General features: G+C 72.8%; 15 protein-coding genes and 1 pseudogene. 12 read left to right on the top strand and 4 right to left on the bottom strand.

The window, feature by feature from the left end; genetic code table 11:
• A pseudogene (locus ABZX11_RS45850) lies at window positions 1–198 on the bottom strand (hypothetical protein); the annotation flags it as partial.
• Window positions 199–319: 121 nt separating this feature from the next.
• Between ABZX11_RS45850 and ABZX11_RS45845 the strand changes: the two are divergent.
• The 11 genes from ABZX11_RS45845 to ABZX11_RS45795 all read left to right on the top strand — a co-directional run bounded on the left by ABZX11_RS45845 (window position 320) and on the right by ABZX11_RS45795 (window position 12,159).
• Window positions 320–649, top strand: a complete 330-nt coding sequence (locus ABZX11_RS45845) for a Sec-independent protein translocase TatB (RefSeq protein WP_354925077.1) — start codon at window positions 320–322, stop codon at window positions 647–649.
• A gap of 367 nt (window positions 650–1,016) precedes the next feature.
• Window positions 1,017–1,244, top strand: a complete 228-nt coding sequence (locus ABZX11_RS45840; protein WP_354925075.1) for a hypothetical protein — start codon at window positions 1,017–1,019, stop codon at window positions 1,242–1,244.
• Window positions 1,245–1,335: 91 nt separating this feature from the next.
• Complete coding sequence (locus tag ABZX11_RS45835) at window positions 1,336–4,203, top strand: glycoside hydrolase N-terminal domain-containing protein (RefSeq protein ID WP_354925073.1); 2,868 nt, start codon at window positions 1,336–1,338, stop codon at window positions 4,201–4,203.
• 121 nt (window positions 4,204–4,324) lie between these two features.
• Entirely contained in the window at window positions 4,325–5,647 is a 1,323-nt protein-coding gene (locus ABZX11_RS45830; protein WP_354925071.1) for an MSMEG_0569 family flavin-dependent oxidoreductase, read from the top strand.
• Window positions 5,647–6,483 carry an amidohydrolase family protein gene (locus ABZX11_RS45825; protein WP_354925069.1) on the top strand — a complete coding sequence of 279 codons (837 nt, stop codon included), beginning with the start codon at window positions 5,647–5,649 and terminating at the stop codon, window positions 6,481–6,483. The genes ABZX11_RS45830 and ABZX11_RS45825 overlap by 1 nt, the downstream gene beginning before the upstream one ends.
• 4 nt (window positions 6,484–6,487) lie before the next feature.
• Window positions 6,488–7,000: an MSMEG_0572/Sll0783 family nitrogen starvation response protein gene (locus tag ABZX11_RS45820; RefSeq protein WP_086864132.1), complete on the top strand. Its 513-nt coding sequence runs from the start codon at window positions 6,488–6,490 to the stop codon at window positions 6,998–7,000.
• 9 nt (window positions 7,001–7,009) lie between these two features.
• On the top strand, window positions 7,010–8,080 hold the full coding sequence (locus ABZX11_RS45815; RefSeq protein ID WP_354925066.1) for an MSMEG_0568 family radical SAM protein: 1,071 nt from the start codon (window positions 7,010–7,012) through the stop codon (window positions 8,078–8,080).
• 1 nt (window position 8,081) lies between these two features.
• Entirely contained in the window at window positions 8,082–9,452 is a 1,371-nt protein-coding gene (locus ABZX11_RS45810; protein ID WP_354925064.1) for an MSMEG_0567/sll0787 family protein, read from the top strand.
• Complete coding sequence (locus ABZX11_RS45805) at window positions 9,449–10,279, top strand: carbon-nitrogen hydrolase family protein (RefSeq protein WP_176170362.1); 831 nt, start codon at window positions 9,449–9,451, stop codon at window positions 10,277–10,279. Before ABZX11_RS45810 ends, ABZX11_RS45805 begins: the two co-directional genes overlap by 4 nt.
• A complete protein-coding gene (locus ABZX11_RS45800; protein WP_176170361.1) occupies window positions 10,280–11,110 on the top strand; it encodes a carbon-nitrogen hydrolase family protein in 831 nt (276 codons plus the stop codon).
• A complete protein-coding gene (locus tag ABZX11_RS45795; protein ID WP_354925062.1) occupies window positions 11,110–12,159 on the top strand; it encodes an MSMEG_0565 family glycosyltransferase in 1,050 nt (349 codons plus the stop codon). The genes ABZX11_RS45800 and ABZX11_RS45795 overlap by 1 nt, the downstream gene beginning before the upstream one ends.
• On the opposite strand, the gene ABZX11_RS45790 is transcribed toward ABZX11_RS45795, so the two are convergent.
• On the bottom strand, window positions 12,160–13,029 hold the full coding sequence (locus tag ABZX11_RS45790; protein WP_354925060.1) for a LysR family transcriptional regulator: 870 nt from the start codon (window positions 13,027–13,029) through the stop codon (window positions 12,160–12,162).
• Between the two features lie 74 nt (window positions 13,030–13,103).
• Here ABZX11_RS45790 and ABZX11_RS45785 point away from each other — a divergent pair, with 74 nt between their 5' ends.
• Entirely contained in the window at window positions 13,104–13,946 is an 843-nt protein-coding gene (locus ABZX11_RS45785) for a TIGR03620 family F420-dependent LLM class oxidoreductase (protein WP_354925058.1), read from the top strand.
• 14 nt (window positions 13,947–13,960) lie between these two features.
• Here ABZX11_RS45785 and ABZX11_RS45780 read toward each other — a convergent pair whose 3' ends face one another.
• The gene (locus tag ABZX11_RS45780; protein WP_354925056.1) at window positions 13,961–15,625 is read right to left on the bottom strand and encodes an RICIN domain-containing protein; all 1,665 of its coding nucleotides are present in this window, start codon (window positions 15,623–15,625) and stop codon (window positions 13,961–13,963) included.
• Window positions 15,626–15,857: 232 nt separating this feature from the next.
• Window positions 15,858–18,533: a glycoside hydrolase family 9 protein gene (locus ABZX11_RS45775; RefSeq protein WP_354925054.1), complete on the bottom strand. Its 2,676-nt coding sequence runs from the start codon at window positions 18,531–18,533 to the stop codon at window positions 15,858–15,860.
• Window positions 18,534–18,639 lie beyond the last annotated feature (106 nt).

Here is an 18,639-nt window from a genome sequence, read left to right as displayed (position 1 = left end):
GGCCGGGACCGTGCCGTGAGCGGCCGGTGGCGGCCCGAACTCGGGCGGCGGCGTCGCCGCGGCGCCGGGATCCGGGCCGCCGCCCAGGAGCCGATCGCGGGTCTCGGCGAACCCGCGGTCGAGGTCACCGGGCCGCGGCCCGAAGCCGAGCCGGTCGTGCAGCCGCCGGACGGCGGCCCGTTCGGAGAGCACCACCATGTGTCGATGCTGCTGTCCGGACCCGGCGGGTGACGAGGTCGGCCGGGGTTTCTTAAGCCGATCCACAGGTCGGCCGCCGTCCTCAGGGTCCGCACAGCGGGCGGCGGGTAGCGTCCCCGCGGTGTTCGGTCTCAGCCTGGAGCACCTGGCGATCCTCCTCGTGGCGGCCCTGTTCGTTCTCGGGCCCGAACGGCTGCCCGGTGCGGTGAACCAGGTGACCCGCGCGATGCGACGGCTCCGGGGGTTCGCCGCGGGTGCCCAGCAGCAGTTGGAGGCCGAGCTGGGCCCGGCGCTCGGGCAGGTGCGCAAGCCGCTGCAGGACCTGCAGGCGCTGCGTGAGTTCGATCCGCGGGCCGCGTTGCGCCGCCACCTGCTCGACGACGAACCGCTCCCGCGCCCGACCGGACTGCGCCCGGGGGAGCGGGCACCGATCGACACCGACGCGACCTGAGCCCGCGTCGGGGTGGGTGCGGGCTCGGCGGCAGACGGGGGGCGTTCTGCCGCCGAGCTCACCCTGCCGGAGATCGGGCCGGTCGGGGGGTGTGCCGGACCGATCGGATCGGCACCGGGGGAGAGGGCACGGCGGGGCCGGAATGACGGGCCGGGCCCGAACTCACCGGTTCGGGTGACGCGCCGGGCCGAGCTCCCGGACACGACGAGATCTCGCTCGGACCACCCGGACGTGGGGCGTTGCGTGGCGGCTTGGTTCGTTCGGGTGATCGTCGTGACACTGAGGTGTGATCGCCCGGCGGAAGCGTCAGGGCGACGGGGTGAACCCCCTCGACCGGGGTATGGATGACAGCACTGCGTCGCGAACCATGTTCGGCAAGCCCGTCCACCACGCGCGGTACGCCCGTCCGCCGCTGCGGTGGCGGACCGCGACGGTGCTCGTCGCCACCGCGGTCGTCATCGGCGTCGCGGACACCTTGATCGGCGCGATCGTGCTCGGGGCGGTCGCGGTGCTCGCCGCGCTGCGCGCCCGCTGGGTCCGGGCCGTCGCCCGGCTCGAGGACATTCTCGAAAGCGAACTGTTTCGCGAAGAGTGAGTTCGAAACAATCGAATGGTAATTACATCGACAATGGCTCCTCGAAAGCGCGAAAATCGCGGCGAAACTGCCCCGCGCCAAAGGAGTCCACGTGCCGGACCTGCCGTTCGACCGCCGGGGTTTTCTCACCGTCGCCGCGCTGGCCGCCGGGGCCGCGGCGCTGCCCGGTGGACTGCTTTCCCGCGCCGCGGGGCCGTCGCTCGCCCTCCCCGAGCGGGGTGTCAACGACACCGCCCCCGCCACGTCCTGGACGGACGGTTTCCTGAGCGGCAACGGTGAATACGGTGCCACTTTCCACGGTGCGCCCACCCTGGAAAAGGTGATCTTCAACCACCACCGCTTCGTCCTGCCCAACGGCACCCGGACGGTCACCCCGCCGGTGCTCGCGAGCCGCCTGCCGGGGGTCCGGGACAAGGCGCTCGCCGGTGACTACGCCGGGGCCGACCGCGACTTCTCGGCCGGCTGGTCGCTGCGGTGGACCCAGACCTACCACCCGGCCTACGAGCTCCGGATCGCGACGCCGTCCATGACCACCGCCGACGGCTACCTCCGCACGACCGACTTCCGCACCGGCGAGGTCGCCACCGGCTGGGCCGACGGCGCCGGCACCTGGACCCGCCGGGCGTTCGTCTCGCGCGCGGACCGCGTGGTCGTGCACGAGCTGACGCCGGCCCCCGGCCGGACGATCGACGCGACCTTGAGCGTGTACACCGCGTTGGAGGGCGCACCCGGGAACGTGGGCTTCACGACCCGCGCCACCGTCGCCGGCGGATCCGGCTACCTGAACCTGCGCGGCACGTACCCCGCCGGGCAGGGCGCGTTCGGCTACGAAGGCGTCACCCGCGTCTTCCCGGCCGGCGGCAGCGTCTCGGCGGCCGGGAGCACCATCGTCGTCTCCGGCGCGACGCGGTTGCTGCTGCTCACCAAGCTCGACCGGTACGAGACGCCGGACGCGTGGGACGCCCAGCCGCTGCACGCGGCGCTGGCCGCCACCGACACCGGCTACGCCGCCCTGCTGGCCCGGCACACCGCGATCCACACCGCCTGGTACGACCGCTCCCGGCTGGACCTGAACGTCTCCGCCGCCGACCGGGCCCTGCCGGTCGGTCAGCTGATCGCCCGGCAGAACGGCAACCGGGGCGTCATCGACCTCGCCCTGCTGGAGCGCCTCTACGACTCGGGGCGGTACCTGTTCATCAGCTCCAGCGGAGTCCTGCCACCGCGGCTGACCGGGATCTGGACCGGGACCTGGACCGGCGCCTGGGCCGACGACTTCACCACCGACGCCAACGTCAACCTCCAGGTCGCCGGGGGAAACATCCTGGACACCCCCGAAGCCATGCAGGGGTACTTCAGCCTCGTCCTCGGGCAGCTCGCCCAGTGGCGGACCAACGCGCGGAACCTCTACGGCGCCCGGGGCTTCCTCGCCCCGTCCCGGACCGACGGCGAGTACGGGCACATGCTCCACTTCGACGCCGGCTTCCCCGGCCAGACCTGGACCGGCGGGGCCGACTGGCTGCTCCACCCGCTCCTCGAGTACTGGGAAGTGACCGGCGACCAGGCGTTCCTGCGGGACGAGCTCGGTCCCGCCCTGATGGAGCTGGCACTGTTCTACGAGGACTTCCTCACCCGGACCGACACGGGCGGCAAGGTCGTCTTCGTCCCGTCCTTCTCGATGGAGAACGCGCCGGGCAACACCCACGTCCTCCTGTCGGTCAACGCCACCGGCGACATCATGGCCGGCAAGCACGCCCTGCAGGCCGCCATCACCGCGGCCGACGCGCTCGGTGTGGAGCAGGGCAGCGGCCAGGGCGTCCAGCGCTGGACCGCTCTGCTCGGCAACCTGCCCGCGTACCGGATCAACGGGGACAACGCACTGGCGGAGTGGTCCTGGCCGAGCCTCGCCGACAACTACGACCACCGGCACGTCCACCACCTGTACGGCGCCTGGCCGCTGCACGAGCTCAACCCGGAGACCCGGCCGGAGCTGATCGCGCCCGCGCTGCGGGCCCTGGAACTGCGCGGCGACGAAAACCTGTCCGCACACGGGAGCCTCCACCGCGCGCTGGCCGCCGCCCGGCTGAAGGACGGCGGGAAGGTCTACGCCAACCTCCGCAAGATCCTCGGCAACACCATGGTCTTCCGGTCGCTGATGACCTCCCACAACCCCGGCCTGCAGACCTACAACGCCGACGCGGCCCACACGATCCCCGCCGTGCTGGCCGAGGCGGTGCTGTACTCCCGGCCGGGGGTGCTGGAAATCCTGCCCGCCCTGCCCGGGCAGCTGGCCAAGGGGTCGATCACCGGCGTCCGGGCGCGCGGCCGGATCCGGGTCCACCGCCTCGGCTGGGACCTGCCCGCGCGCACGGTCACGCTCTCCGTCACCTCGGCGATCGACCAGGCCGTCACGCTGATCAGCCGCCGGGGCCTGACTTCGCTGACCACGGCGGCGCCCGTGAGCCCGTCGCCGCTGGGTTCGCACGCCCGAGTCGTCTCCCTGGTGGCGGACCAGCGCGTCGACCTCACCGTCGCACTGGACGCCGGGTACGTGCGGCTGGTCAACCGGCGCAGCGGGAAGGTCCTCGACGTCACCGGCGGCGGAACGGCCGACGGCGTCAAGGTCGTCCAGTGGACCTGGTCCGGCGGCGCCAACCAGCAGTGGCAGGTCCGGCCGAACGCGGACGGCTCGGTCCGGCTGGTCAACCGCAACAGCGGCCGGCTGCTGGAGAGCCCCGCGGGCGCCGGTCAAGGCACCCAGCTGGACCAGGCGCAGGACACCGGCGGGGACAACCAGTGGTGGCAGCTCACCGGCACCGGTGACGGCTACCACCGGCTCGTCAACGTCCGCACCGGCCTCTGCGCGGACGTCGAGGGCGGCTCGGGAACCGACGGCGCCCGCGTGCTCGGCTGGCCCGTCACCACCGGCACCAACCAGCAGTGGCAGCTGGTCGACGGGTGATCCGGCCGCCGGGCCGGTGTTAAGCGGCGGCCGGAAAAGTCGTCACACGGGGGCGGCCTGGTAACACGCCGGTGTTCCGGGGGAAACCGTCCGGAAATGGTTCGCCGGTGCACTGATCGGCATGACCTTCCAGCTCGACGGCCTGCACCGGCCGGTGATCGTGGTCGGCGGCGGCCAGGCGGGACTCTCGATGTCCCACTGCCTCACCACCGCCGGAGTCGGGCACGTGGTGCTCGAACGCGAGCGCGCGGGGCACGAATGGCGGACCCGCCGCTGGGACAGTTTCTGCCTGGTCACGCCGAACTGGCAATGCCGGCTGCCCGGGTTCCCCTACCCGGGCGACGATCCGGACGGGTTCATGGTCCGGGACGAGATCGTCGCCTACCTCGAGGCGTACGTGAAGGAGTTCGACGTCCCGCTGTACGAGGGCGTCGAAGCGACGCGGCTGCGGCCGCTGCCCGAGGGCGGGTTCCGGCTCACGACGTCGGCCGGTGAGCTCACCGCCGACCACGTCGTGCTGGCCACCGGCCCGTACCAGGTGCCGCTGAAGCCGCGGCTGGCCGAACGGCTGCCCGAGCACGTCGTCCAGCTGCACTCGGCCGAGTACCGCAACCCCGCCCAGCTGCCGGACGGCGAGGTGCTGGTCGTCGGCACCGGGCAGTCCGGCTGCCAGATCGCCGAGGACCTGCACCTGGCCGGGCGCCGGGTGCACCTGGCCGTCGGGTCGGCGCCGCGGGTCGCGCGGCGCTACCGCGGGCGGGACGTCGTCGCGTGGCTCGACGAAATGGGGTACTACGCCAGGGGGATCGACGAGTTCGCCGACGCGGACGCCGTGCGGTTCCGGGCCAACCACTACGTGACCGGCCGCGACGGCGGGCACGACATCGACCTGCGCGCGTTCGCCGTGGAGGGCATGCAGCTCTACGGCAGGCTGACCGATGTCCGAAGTGGACGGATGACGTTCGCCGGCGACCTGCGGCGCAACCTCGACGCGGCCGACGCGGTGTCCGAGGGCATCAAGGACTCCATCGACGCCTTCATCGCGCAACGCGGGATCGCGGCGCCGCCGGAAGCTCGCTACCGGCCGGTGTGGGAACCGGCGGACGAACCCCGGACCCTCGACGCGGAAGCGCTTTCGGCCGTCGTCTGGAGCACGGGCTTCGGCCGCGACCACCGCTGGATCGACGTCCCGGTGTTCGACGGCAAGGGCTACCCGACCCACCACCGCGGCGTCACCAGCTGCCCCGGGCTGTACTTCCTCGGGCTGCCGTGGCAGCACACCTGGGGTTCGGGGCGGTTCTGCGGTGTCGCCGCGGACGCGGCGTACCTGACCCGGCGGATCACCGGCGAGGGGCGGGGTGCCGACGTCCGGTGGATCTCCGGCACGCCGGTGAGCACCTACCCGGCCGACGACGACTGGGTCGCGCCCCGGACGGTGGCGTGATGCGCTGGACCCACGACGCCCACCGGCACCTCGGCGTGCTGCCCGCGTACCCGTTCTACGGCGGGCCGCCGGTCGCCCCGGCGATCGGCAGCCGCGCGACGATCGGCGAGCTGCTGTCCGACATGGACCGGGAAGGGACCGAACGCGCGCTGGTGATCCCGAACTACGGCGTCCCGGACCCGGCGATCGCGTTCTCCTTCAACGAGCTCTGCGTCGAGGCGGCGGGCAAGGACGACCGGATCAGCGCCGCGCTGTGGGTGTCTCCGCGCGCCGAGGACGCCGGCCGGACCGGCGAAGCACTGGCACTGGCCGGCGAACGAGGCGTGCGGGCCCTGAAACTCAGCTTCCTGCTGGGCGGCAGGGCGTCCGATCCCGCCTGCAAGCCGCAGCTGGACCGGATCTTCGCCACCGCGAAGGAGCACGACCTCGTCGTGCACGTCCACACCTCGCCCGGCGCGGCGTCGGACATCGACGAGGTCGGCAAGCTCGTCGACACCTACGCCGGCGACGTCAAGCTGCACCTCGTCCACTTCGGCGGCGGGATGAGCGGGCACATCAAGCTCGTCGGCGGCCGCTTCTTCGACTGGATCGCCGCCGGCAAGCAGGTCTACACCGACCTGTCCTGGGCGATCGGTTTCACCCCGCGGTGGCTGGTCGACGAAATCTCGCGGCGCGGCATCGGCCACGACCGCGTGCTGTTCGCCTCCGACCAGCCGTGGGGCGATCACGAGGGCGAACTCGCGAAGCTGGCCGCCGCGGCCGGCGACGGCGAGCTCGCCGACCTGGTTTTCCGCGGCACGTTCGACGTGCTGTACGGATCGACGAAAGGGAAATAGACCGATGGCAGAGCTGACCGAGACCGAGAAGACCAGCCTCGACGAGATCCCGCACCCGTCGCTGCCGCAGGGGTCCAGCCTCTACGGCGGGACGAAGGTCTTCCCGGACTACCAGGCCGAACCCGGCCAGAGCTACTTCACCCTCGTGCACGGCATCGCGCACGAGTCGTCGGTGAGCTTCGTGGCGATCCTGCAGGCGACCCGCGCCCTGCGGAAGGGCTTCGAGGCCGCGATCTACTTCTACGGCCCGGGTTCGCTGAACTGCCTGGCCACCCGCGGCTTCCCGACCACCGGCAACGCCGCGTTCCCCGGCGAGCTGAACATCAACGACCAGCTCAAGACGTTCATCTCCGAAGGCGGCAAGGCCTACTGCTGCCGCTTCGGCCTGTCGCTGCACGGCGCCCGCGAGGAGGACCTCATCGAGGGCGTCATCCCGACGCACCCCCTCGACGTCCAGGACGCGCTGATCCACTACGCGCGCAAGGGCGCGATCATCAACTCCACCTACATGTTCTAGGAGCGGTTCGTGCGCGTTGGCATCGAAGAAGACCTGGACACCCGCGCCGACATCGCCGTCCGCGGGGTGCGAGTGGACGCACCCGTACAACGCAGCAAGGGCGCCGGGCCGAGCGACGACGGCCACCTGGTCGTCGACGGTGCCAACGCGACGCTGCCGCTGAACCCCGAGAGCCCCTACGAGGTCCGCGACGGCCGGATCCACCGGGGCGCCGTCGACCTCGGGCTGAGCGTGACCCCGGTGGCGCGGCCGCGGTTCTACGACCTGTCCACTTCGGACGGGATCCCGTACCGGAAGATCGCGCTGCTGCACGGCAAGGACGTCCTCGCGACCACCGTCGTGCAGACCTGCATCCGGTACGCCGAGGACCAGCGCTGCCGGTTCTGCACCATCGAGGAGTCGCTGCGGGCGGGGTCCACCGTGGCCGCGAAGACCCCGCAGCAGCTGGCGGAAGTCGCCGAAGCGGCCGTGCGGCTCGACGGCGTCCGGCAGATGGTGATGACGACCGGCACCACGGCCGGGCCCGACCGCGGCGCCCGGCACCTCCTCCGGTGCGTCCGCGCGGTGCTCGACGCCGTGCCGGGCCTGCCGATCCAGGTGCAGATCGAGCCGCCGGGCGACCTCGGCGTGCTGCAGGACCTGCGGGAAGCCGGAGCGACGTCGATCGGCATCCACGTCGAGTCGCTCGACGACGACGTCCGGCGGCGCTGGCTGCCGGGCAAGTCCACCGTCCCGCTGGCCGAGTACGAAGCCGCGTGGGCGGAGGCGGTCCGGGTGTTCGGTCCCAACCGCGTCTCGACCTACCTGCTGATCGGGCTCGGCGAGGACCCGGACGAGCTGGTCGAGGGGGCCGGGCGGCTGATCGGCATGGGCGTCTACCCGTTCGTCGTCCCGATGCGGCCGATGCTCGGCACGCTGGCCCGCCGCGACGGCGCCACCGCGCCTTCGCCGTCGCTGGTCGCCGAGGTCACCAGCCGGGTCGCCGCCCTGCTGCGGGCCGCCGGGATGACCGGCGCCGACCAGGGCGCGGGCTGTGCCGCGTGCGGCGCCTGCGGGCTGCTCAGCGCGGTGGGCGGCTGACGTGGACCACGACATCCTCGCGTTGCTCGGCGACGTCCGCAGCGTCGCCGCCCGCCCGGCGGTCCGGATTTCCGAAGCCGATCACGACGGGCTGGCTGCCTACCGCGCGTTGCGCCACGAAGCTTTCGTGGCGCGGCAAGGGCTCTTCACCGGGCACGACCTCGACGACCACGACATCGATTCGCGGACGATCGTGCTGCTGGCCCGGGACACCGCGGGAGCCGTACTGGGCGGGGTCCGGCTCGGCCCGGCCACCGACGGTCCCGACCTCGGCTGGTGGCGGGGCGGCCGCCTGGTCGTCGCTGCCGGCTCCCCGGCCGGCGTCGGCTCGGCGCTGGTCCGCGCGGCCTGCGCGCGGGCCGAGGCCGAGGGGGCGCTGCGGTTCGAGGCGACCGTCCAGACCCGCACCGAAAAGCTGTTCACCCGCCTCGGCTGGCAGCGGGTGCGGCCGGTGACCGTCGCCGGCCACGACCACGTGCTGATGCGGTGGCCGATCGGCCGGATCGCCGCGCTCGCCCGTGCGACGAAGGCCGCGCTCGGCCCGCTGCTGCGCGGGCTGACCGGCGTGCCCGGCTTCGTCGGCGACGACGGTGTCCCGCTGCCGGGCACCGACGTCGTCGCGGCCTGCGACGCGATCATCCCGGCCATGGTCGAGCGCGACCCGGAGTGGGCGGGCTGGTGCTCGGTGCTGGTCAACCTCAACGACCTGGCCGCGATGGGCGCCACCCCGACCGGCCTGCTCGACGCACTCGGCGCCCGCGACGCGTCCTTCGCCGCCCGTGTCCTCAGTGGACTCCGGAAGGCGAGCGAGGCGTACGGCGTGCCGGTGCTCGGCGGGCACACGCAGTTCGGCGTCCCGGCGTCGCTCTCGGTCACCGCACTGGGCCGGACCACCGACCCGGTGCCCGGCGGGGGCGGGAAGCCGGGGCAGCGCGTCTGGCTCACCGCCGACCTCGGCGGCGGCTGGCGGCCCGGCTACACCGGGCGGCAATGGGACTCGACGAGCTTCCGCCGCACGCCGGAGCTGCGCGAACTGCTCGGCTCGGTCGCGAAGGCGCGACCGGCCGCGGCCAAGGACGTCTCGATGGCCGGCATCGTGGGCACGCTCGGCATGCTCGCCGAGGCGTCCGGCTGCGGCGCGGTGCTGGACGTCGCCAAGGTGCCGCGACCGCGGGCAGCGTCCACAGGGGACTGGCTGACCTGCTTCCCGGGCTTCGCGATGCTCACCGCGGGCGCACCGGCACCGGCCGGGCCCGCGGTCACCGCGGCGTGCGGCGAGCTGGTGGCGGGCACCCGCGTCACGCTGCGCTGGCCCGACGGCGAACGGACGACCGCCATCGACGGCGGCGTCACCGGATTGGGGAACTCATGACGACACTGAGAATGGCCGCGGTCGCCGCGCCGTTCGACCGCGACCTCGAGGCCGACTTCGCCCGCATCGAGAAGCTGATCGGCGAGGCGAAGGCCGAGGGCGTCCGGCTGCTGGCTCTGCCCGAGGCGGCCCTCGGTGGCTACCTGGCCAACCTCGACGGCGGGGCCGAGGGCCCGCCGGCGCTGGCCGCCGACGGCCCGGAGCTGCGCCGGCTGGCCGCGCTCGCCGGGGACCTGGTGGTGACCGCCGGGTACTGCGAACTCGACGACGGCCGCCGGTACAACTCCGCGGTCTGCGTCAGCGGCGACGGCGTCCTCGGGCACCACCGCAAGGTCCACCAGCCGCTGGCCGAGAACGCCAGCTACGGCGCGGGCGGCGAGTTCGCCGCGTTCGACACGCCGGTCGGGCGGCTGGGCATGCTCATCTGCTACGACAAGGCGTTCCCCGAATCCGCGCGGGCACTGGCCCTCGACGGTGCCGAGATCGTCGTCTGCATGTCGGCCTGGCCCGGCAGCCGGACCAACCCGGCTGCCGACCTCGCCGAAGACCGCTGGAAACGCCGGTTCGACCTGTTCGACCGGGCCCGTGCGCTGGAGAACCAGATCGTCTGGCTCTCGGCCAACCAGTCCGGCACCTTCGGCGACCTGCGGTTCGTCGCGAGCGCCAAGGTCGTCGACCCGGGCGGCGAGGTCGTCGCCGACACCGGCGTCGCCGAGGGCATGGCCGTCGCCGAACTCGACGTCCGGGCGGCGCTGGAAACCGCGCGGCGGTCGATGGGACACCTGGCGGACAGACGGCCCGACGCCTACCCGGTTAGTGTCCCGTGAATGGGGCAGACCCGGATCGCCGCCGTGGCCGCGCACTTCGGCCGCGACCTCGACTTCGACCTCCAGCGCATCACGACGCTGATCGACCACGCCCGCTCGGCAGGCGCCGCGCTGCTGGTGCTGCCGGACGCGGCCCTCGGCGGCTACCTCGCCGACCTGCGCCACCCGGACCCGGACGCGCTCCCGCCTGCCCTCGACCCGGACTGCGCGGAGCTGAAGACCATCGCCTCGCTCGCCGCGGAGATGGTCGTCTGCGTCGGCTACTGCGAGGCCGACGGGCCGCGGCGGTACAACGCGGCGGTCTGCGTGACCGGGGACGGCGTGCTCGGGCGGCACCGCAAGGTCCACCAGCCGCCGGGGGAGAGCGTCGCCTACCAGCCGGGTGACCGGTTCGCCGCGTTCGACACCCCGGTCGGGCGGCTGGGCATGCTGATCGACTACGACAAGACCTTCCCCGAGTCGGCCCGGTCCCTCGCCCTCGACGGCGCGGACGTCGTGGCCTGCCTGAGCGCGTGGCCGACCAGCATCACCAACCGCGCGCCGCGGATGGCCCAGGACCGCCAGTCCCGCCTGTTCGACCTCTACGACCAGGCGCGGGCGGCGGAGAACCAGGTCGTGCTGGTCTCGTCCAACCAGACCGGCGCGATGGGCGGGATGCGGTTCCTTGGCCAGGCCAAGGTCGTCGGGCCCGGCGGCGAAATCCTGGCCCGCACCTGGTCGAAGGCCGGGATCGCGGTGGCCGAGCTCGACATCGGCCAGGAGATCGCCAACGCCCGCCGCGTGCTGCACCACCTGGGGGAGCGGAAACCGTCGGTGTACCGGGAGGCCTGATGCGGATCGCCCTGCTGAGCTACTCGACCAAGCCCCGCGGCGGCGTCGTGCACACGCTCGCGCTGGCCGAGGCGCTGGCCGAACTCGGCGAGGACGTCACCGTGTGGACCCTCGGCCGCGGCGGCGACGCGGGGTTCTTCCGGCCGGTCGACCCGCGGGTGCGGCTGGCGGTCGTCCCGTTCCCCGATGTCCCGGGCGAGTCGGTGGGCGAGCGGATCCTGCGGTCGATCGCGGTGCTGCGCGCGGCGTTCACCCCGGACGCCTACGACGTCGTGCACGCGCAGGACTGCATCAGCGCGAACGCCGTCGACCGGTGCGTCCGGACGATCCACCACCTCGACACCTTCACCACGCCGGAACTGGCGGCCTGCCACGAACGCGCGATCGTCCGGCCGTACGCCCACCTCTGCGTGTCCGCCTCGGTCGCCGCGGAGGTCCGCGCCGGCTGGGGCATCGAGGCGACGGTGATCCCCAACGGCGTCGACTACGACCGCTTCGCGACCGCCCCGCGCACGCCGGAGCGGGGGCGGTACGTGCTGGCGGTCGGCGGGATCGAGCCGCGGAAGGGCTCGCTGGACCTGCTGGAGGCGTACGCCCTGCTGGCCGACCCGGACCTCCGCCTGCTCATCGCCGGCGGCGAGACCCTCTTCGACTACCGCGACTACCGCACGCGCTGGGAGAAGCGCGCCGCGGAGCTGGGCGTCTCGCCGGTGGTGCTCGGCCCGGTCCCGCACGACTCGCTGCCTTCACTGGTGGCGTCTGCCGCGGCGTTCGCTTTCCCGTCCACGAAGGAGGGTTTCGGGCTGGCGGCGATGGAGGCGCTCGCCGCCGGGGTGCCGGTGGTGACCCGGGACCTGCCGGTGCTGCGGGAGGTCTTCGGCGGGGCGGCGCGGTTCGCCGTGGACCCGCCTGGGTTCGCCCGGGAGCTGCGGGTGGCGCTGGGCGGGGTGGATCCGGCGCCGGGGCGGGCGCTGGCCCGGCGGTACACGTGGGCGGCGGCCGCGGAAGCGCATCGGGTCTTCTACCGGGACCTGCGTCGCTTCGGGTGATCAGACCGGGTCGTCGCGGAAGGCGGCTGCCGCGCACTCGGCGCCGCTGCCGGCCTGGTGCTGGGCCACCACGACACTGCCCGCGATGGTGATCGGCGGTTCGAGCGGGATCGCGCGCACCCGGGTCGAGCGGATCTCGGCGGCCTGGTCGGCGGGCAACACCGTCCAGCTCCGGGGATCCGAGCCGACTTCGACGATCGTGTCCTGCAGCGTGCCGGTCGGCCGGCCCGGCTTCGCGCACAGACCGGTTTCGTGCAGGGCCACGGCCACGGCGTCGTAGAGCGCCGGGTCGTGCTCGCGGGCGGGCAGGCGCAGCGCGTCGTCCGCCAGCTCGGTCAGGCCGGCGGCGGGGCGAGCCGCGGCCGGGTGGTGGCGGGACACCACCGCGTACAGCCGTTCGGTCCAGGCCGGCAGCACCTCCAACCCGGGCACCGAACGCACGCCCCTGGTCAGCGCCAGGTCGAGGTCACCCTGCCGGAGCGCGTTGAGCCGGGCTTCGACGGGCAGGTCGACCAGGACCACGTCGAACTCCGGCGCCCGCTCGCGGAGGGCGTCGATCCCGCGTTCCAGGCGGGCGGTCAGGCCGGCCGCGGTGCCGATGCGCACGGTCGTCACGACCTGCTTCGCCGCGAGCTCCACCTGACTGGCCGCGGCCAGCGTGCTGCGTGCGGCCTCGAGCACCCGCTGCCCGGCGGCGGTGAGCCGGACGCGCCGGGGCGACCGGTCGAGGAGCCGGACCCCGAGTTCCCGCTCCAGCCGGGCGATCTGCTGGCTGACCGCGGGCTGCGCGATGTGCAGCCGCTCGGCGGCCCGGCCGAAGTGCAGCTCGTCGGCGACCGTGACGAAATAGCGCAGTGCCCGCAATTCCATGATAAGCCGAGCTTATCGCAGCACGTGGCGGTTGGTGGTGGCGGGCGCCGCCATCCGCTGCTGGAGTGGTGATCATGACCATCGAACTGGGCCCCGTCGGCGCCTACCTGACCACCGCCGAGGCGACCGCGGCCGACGCCGTCGCGCTGGAACGAGCCGGCTACGGCGCGATCTGGCTGGCCGCGTCCCCGGCCGCCGACCTCCTCGCGGCGGAGCGGCTGCTCGACGCCACCAGCCGGATCGTGGTGGGCACCAGCGTGCTCAACGTGTGGCAGGCCGACGCGGGCACGGTCGCCGACGCCTACCACCGGATCACGGCGAAGCACGACGGCCGGCTCCTCGTCGGCATCGGGGCCGGCCACCGCGAAATCGACGCCGGCTACACCTCCCCGGTGGCGAAGGTCGAGAGCTACCTGGACTTCCTGGTGGCGGCCGGCGTCCCCGCCGACCGCGTGCTACTGGCCGCCCTCGGTCCCCGGATGCTCCGGCTGGCGGCCGAACGGGCGGCCGGCACGCTCACGCTCCAGGTGACGCCCGAGCACACCCGCCGCGCCCGGGAATCACTCGGCCCGGGCAAGCTGGTGATCCCCGGCCACGGCGTCGTGCGGGACACCGACGTCGAGCGCGCCCGGGAGACCGGCCGCGCCGGGCTGCGGCCGATCCTCGGCATCTCCAGCTACGCCGCCAACCTCCGCCGGATCGGGTACACCGACGACGAGCTGACCGACCCGTTCGCCGACCGGCTGCTCGACGCCCTCGTCCTGCACGGCGACGAGCCGGCCATCGCGGCGGGCATCCGCGCGGAGCTGGCGGCCGGCGCGGACCACGTCGGCCTGCACGTGCTGGGCGAGGACCCGATCGGCACGCTGAGGTCGGTCGCCGACGCCGTCCGCGACGGGCAGGGCCTGCCGGTGTAGTACCCGGCTGCGGTTCACGCCGTGGGGGCGGTCCATTGCTGGTTCGGCTGGCCGTTGCACGCCCAGAGGAGCACCTTGGTCCCGTTCGCGGTGCCCTGGCCGCTCGCGTCCAAGCAGAGGTTCGACTGGACGCCGGTGATCGTGCCGTTCGCGTTCACCGTCCACTGCTGGTTGGCCTGGCCGTTGCAGTCCCAGATCACCACCGGTGTCCCGTTGGCCGTGCCCTGGCCGGAGGCGTCGAGGCACTTGGTGCCGTAGACGGTGAGCTGGCGGCTCGCGGTGCGGGTCCAGGTCTGGCCCGGGCCGCCCTGGCAGTCCAGCAGCTGCAGCTGGGTGCCGTTGGCGGTGGTCGCGTTCGGCACGTCGAGGCAGCGGCCGGACTGCTTGCCGGTGATCGGGCCGCCGCCCGCCGGGGGCGTGCCGTCGGTGCCGGTGACGGTGAGCAGGACCGCTTCCCCGGCCGGGACCGAAGTGGCGTAGCTCGAGGCGAACGTCCCGCGGTCGGCGCCGGCCCAGACGTCCCGGACGGCCGCCGGACCCGACAGGCCGAGGGCGGACCACCGGGCGGTGATGGTGGCGGCCGAGCCGGTGCGGTTGAGCAGGACGACGGCCCGGCGGCCGGTGCCGGACAGCACCTTCTGGTAGACCTGCAGGCCGGTGGCGTCCTCGGCGACCTTCGTGCCCTGCCGCCCGAGCGAGTCCTGGTCGATGGCGATCATCTCGCGGTTGGTCAGGGTGGCGCGGGTGGCCGCGCTCATGTCGCTGGGCTTGTTCCCGGCGATCAGCGGGGCACCCGAGATGGCCCACAGGCTCAGGTGGGTGCGGTTCTGCGCGTCGGAGAACCCGGACAGGCCGGCGATGAGCATGTCGGGATCGTTGTAGTGGCCGGGACTCTGCGCGGCGGCGTGCTGCGCGGCGTCGAAGTTGGCCAGCATCCGCGACATCGACGGCTTCTCGCCCCAGTAGATGATGTCGCCGCTGGTCCGCCACAGGTTCGAGATGCCCGGCGCCCAGTTCCACGGCTGGCTGCTGCCCCATTCGCAGACGGAGAACGTCATCGGCCGGCCGGTCTGGGCGGTGGCGCGCGAGATGGAGTCGCTGATCTGGGTGTAGGCCGTGCGCGCGTTGAGCCCTTCGGCCTGGCCGCCGCACCAGTCGACCTTCACGTAGTCGAAGCCCCACCGCGAGAACTGGAGGAAGTCCTGGTCGTAGTGGCCTTCCGCGCCGGTGCCGGGGTAGGCGGGGTGCCCGGTGGGGTAGTAGTAGCCGCAGCCGTTGCGGCCGGCGTCGGTGTAGATGCCGGCTTTCAGGCCCTTGCTGTGGATGTAGGCGGTGATGGCGGCCATCCCGCCGGGCCACTTCGCGGTGTCGACGGTGATGTTCCCGCCTGCGTCCCGGCTCCCGGTCCACCAGCCGTCGTCGATGTTGACGTACTCGTAGCCGGCGTCCTTCATGCCGGAGGACACGATCGCGTCCGCCTGTTGTTCGATGACGGTGTGGTCGATCGCCCCGGCGAAGGAGTTCCAGGAGTTCCAGCCCATCGGCGGTTTGGTGATGGGCGCCGGAGCGGCGGTGGCGTTCGACGGCGCCGCGAGGGTGAAGAAGGCGGCGATCAGGGCGCATACTGTCCACAGAGGACTCAGCTTGATTCGGCGTGCTTGCGGCAACGGAACCCCCATCGACGGTGACGGTGGAATGTGAACGCTAACACAGGCGGCGGGGGAAGCGGTTTTTCCGCTGAAAGTTACAGGTTCCGCGCCGGAGGAGGGGTCCGGTATGCTCGCCGGTGGCCGCAATCCCGGTGCCGCGAAGACGGGCGATCGGGTGCCGGACACCGGGAGTTTCCGGCACCCGCGCCCGTACCAAGTCCGGCTCGGCGGTGTTCGCGGCTCAAGTCCTGAGCCGCGAAGCTCACGGCTCGGTACCCCAGGCGAGCGCACCCGACCGGTACGCCGTGACAGTCGCCAGGTCGGTGAACGACGTCGCCGCCCGGTAGCTGTAGTCGTCCGCCTGGTTGAACCCCGACCAGTCCGCCTTGGCCACCCGGATCTGGACCTCGCCCGTGTTCGCGCCGGCGGCCAGGCTGCCGCCGGTGAAGGCGAGCTCCACGTACGCGTCCGCGCCCGGCCGGGGCGTGCTGAGCTTCACCACCCGCAAGCTGACGTTGCCGCAGCCGGCCACCGCGTAGTCGCACCAGATCTGGTAGCCCGGGCTGGTGGCGTCGCCGGTGAACCAGTAGCGGGCCGTGACACCGCTCAACGCGACCGCCGTGCTGCTCCGGTTGACGATCTGCAGGCCGGCGCGGATCTGGTTGTCCGTGGCGCCGCTGCTGGACCGCTGCTGCACTGCGAGCGAGCCGGTGCCGGGGTTGCCGCCGGTCGTGGTGGTGACCGAGACCGGGCTACTGGCCGCGGACTGGTTGCCCGCCGCGTCGCGGGCCCGGACCGAGAACGTGTACGCCGTGCCCGGGGTGAGGCCGGTGACCTGGTAGCCGGTTGCGGTCGTGCTGCCGATCGCCGCCCCGGCCGCGTTGAGCACGTCGTAACCGGCGACGCCGACGTCGTCGGTGGCGGCCGTCCACACCAGACCGACACTCGTGCTGCCGGCGGTGGCGGTGACGCCCGTGGGTGCGGACGGCGGCGTGGTGTCCGCTGTGGACGGTCCCGGCGGCGTGCCCCACAGCACGGTCGAGCCCTGGGCGAGTACCAGCCGCGCCGCGTCCGCGGGCGCTGATCCGCTGGGGGCGAGGCCGGTGTGCGACCAGTCGTCGGCCGGGTTCCAGGTGCCGGCGCTGGTGATCCGGAACTGCACTTCCTTGCGGTAGCGGGACTGCCCGCCCGGCGCGACGCCGCCCGAGCACGTCACCTCGACGTAGTGGACCGCGCCGGAGAACGGGCGCACCACGGGTGCGTCGCACTGGTTGTAGGCCGAGGTGACCGAGATCTGGCCGGGCGTGGTGGCGCCGTCGAGGGTGAAGTAGTAACGCAGCGAGCCGGTGAAAGTGCGGGCCGGCCACGCCGACTTGTTGAGCACGTACGCCTTGACCTCGGTGAACGTGCTGCCGTCCGGCTGGTTGAGCGCGCCCTGCGCCGAGAGCTCCGGGCCGTCCGGGGTTTCCTTCGGTGGGAAGGAAGCCAGTGGGGTGCCGCCGTACTCGCCGTAGAGGCGGGCCAGCGCGCCGGTGAACCCGGCGTTGTAGTCGAGGGCCACCTCGTTCATCGTGTAGTTGGTGCGGTCGTCGGTGTAGGAGTCGTTGGCCGAGCTCGGGCCGCCGACGAGCGCGCCGTAGAGGGTGTGCCGGCTCTGCGCCGGCTCGTTGATGTTGTCCGCCCACGAGCCGTGCGCGGTGCGGTGGTGCGGGTTCCGGGGCGGGTTGACGCCGAAGCCGACCTCGAAGCTCGCGCCACGCGGGTTGTCGCCGAGCGCGTAGTCGATCTGCCGGACGCCGAAGTCGTGGTACGTCGTGGCGCGCGTGGGATCGCTGCTGCGCAACCAGTCCGAGTAGGTGAGCGCCACGAACGCGGTGTTCGCCGCGTAGCGCAGCGAGCCCCATTGGTCGAGCACGGCCTGGCCGCCCGGGGAGTAGGGCACGCGCTGGCCGTTGACGCCGGTGGTCCACCAGTCCAGCCAGCGGTTGGCGTCGGCGACGTATTCGGGGTCGCGGGTGAGCTGGGCGAGCAGGACGTAGGCGCCGTAGGACTTGTCGTCCCAGGCCAGCGTCCAGCGGTAGGACCGGGTGGTGGTCTGCGGCTCGGTACCGAGCTTTTCGTACTCGGCACGCGCCTTCGCCAGGTACGTGCTGTCGCCGGTGGCTTTGTAGAGCCAGATCGCGCCCCACACGAGCTCGTCCTGGTAGCCGCTCCAGGACTTGTAGAAGCTCTGGGCGTCGGTGATGCAGTTGGAGTAGACGCCGCGGTGGTTGTCGGCGAACGAGTACAGCTGCTTGGCGTGGGTGAGCAGGGTGGCCGCGTAGCCCGGGTCGCCGGTCTGGAACACCATCGAGCCGGCGGCCAGCTGCGCGGCGGCCTCGCCGGCGAGGTCCGAGCCGGGGCAGGCGTCGTCGATGCGGTACGCCGGCCGCGCCATGGTCATCGTCTCGGCGGGACCCCACCACTTGTGGTCGTCGTCGCCCTTGCCGACCTGGCCGTAGAGCACGTCGGGCTGCGGGTGCGCCTTGATCAGCCAGTCGGCACCCCAGCGCAGGTTCGACAGCAGGTAAGGCCACTGGCCGGAGTTCTGGTAGGCGGTGCGGTTCTCCAGCGCGCCCCAGGCGAGCATGGTCATGCTGAACTCGAACGGCAACCCGAACTTGACGTGGTCGCCGGCGTCGTAGAAGCCGCCGGTGAGGTCGAGGCCGGCGTCCTTGCCGTCGTCGAGGGCGGACGGGCCGCGCCACGAGACGCGGTTGTCGGCGGGCAGGGCGCCGGAGCGCTGGGCGTCGTAGAACCAGACGGCCTTCTGCAGTGCCTCGCCGTAGTTGAACTTCCCCGCGGCGCCGGCCGGCGGCCCCGGGACGACCAGAGTCAGGCCGAGCACGAGCAAGGCCACGATCGCCCGGGCTGTCGCCTTCGCCGTTGAAGAACGCACACCGCCTCCTCGCAACTGGGAGCGCTTCCAGGGCGAAGGTTAAAGAGCGGGACGCCGGGTGTAAAGCGTCGGTGACCGAGGTACGCGTTTCGGCCTACTGCCGAAG

Origin of the sequence: Amycolatopsis sp. NPDC004169, assembly GCF_040610315.1 — a bacterium.
In the GTDB taxonomy this organism is placed as follows: domain Bacteria; phylum Actinomycetota; class Actinomycetes; order Mycobacteriales; family Pseudonocardiaceae; genus Amycolatopsis.
This window is presented reverse-complemented; position numbering and strand designations above follow the sequence as displayed.

What these genes read in the sequence shown, in the direction of transcription:
- ABZX11_RS45805 (WP_176170362.1), top strand. Translation starts at nt 9,449, where the DNA reads ATGACGACACTGAGAATGGCCGCGGTCGCCGCGCCGTTCGACCGCGAC.
- ABZX11_RS45795 (WP_354925062.1), top strand. Translation starts at nt 11,110, where the DNA reads ATGCGGATCGCCCTGCTGAGCTACTCGACCAAGCCCCGCGGCGGCGTC.
- ABZX11_RS45825 (WP_354925069.1), top strand. Translation starts at nt 5,647, where the DNA reads ATGCGCTGGACCCACGACGCCCACCGGCACCTCGGCGTGCTGCCCGCG.
- ABZX11_RS45830 (WP_354925071.1), top strand. Translation starts at nt 4,325, where the DNA reads ATGACCTTCCAGCTCGACGGCCTGCACCGGCCGGTGATCGTGGTCGGC.
- ABZX11_RS45840 (WP_354925075.1), top strand. Translation starts at nt 1,017, where the DNA reads ATGTTCGGCAAGCCCGTCCACCACGCGCGGTACGCCCGTCCGCCGCTG.
- ABZX11_RS45800 (WP_176170361.1), top strand. Translation starts at nt 10,280, where the DNA reads ATGGGGCAGACCCGGATCGCCGCCGTGGCCGCGCACTTCGGCCGCGAC.
- ABZX11_RS45790 (WP_354925060.1), bottom strand. Translation starts at nt 13,029, where the DNA reads ATGGAATTGCGGGCACTGCGCTATTTCGTCACGGTCGCCGACGAGCTG.
- ABZX11_RS45785 (WP_354925058.1), top strand. Translation starts at nt 13,104, where the DNA reads ATGACCATCGAACTGGGCCCCGTCGGCGCCTACCTGACCACCGCCGAG.
- ABZX11_RS45780 (WP_354925056.1), bottom strand. Translation starts at nt 15,625, where the DNA reads ATGGGGGTTCCGTTGCCGCAAGCACGCCGAATCAAGCTGAGTCCTCTG.
- ABZX11_RS45820 (WP_086864132.1), top strand. Translation starts at nt 6,488, where the DNA reads ATGGCAGAGCTGACCGAGACCGAGAAGACCAGCCTCGACGAGATCCCG.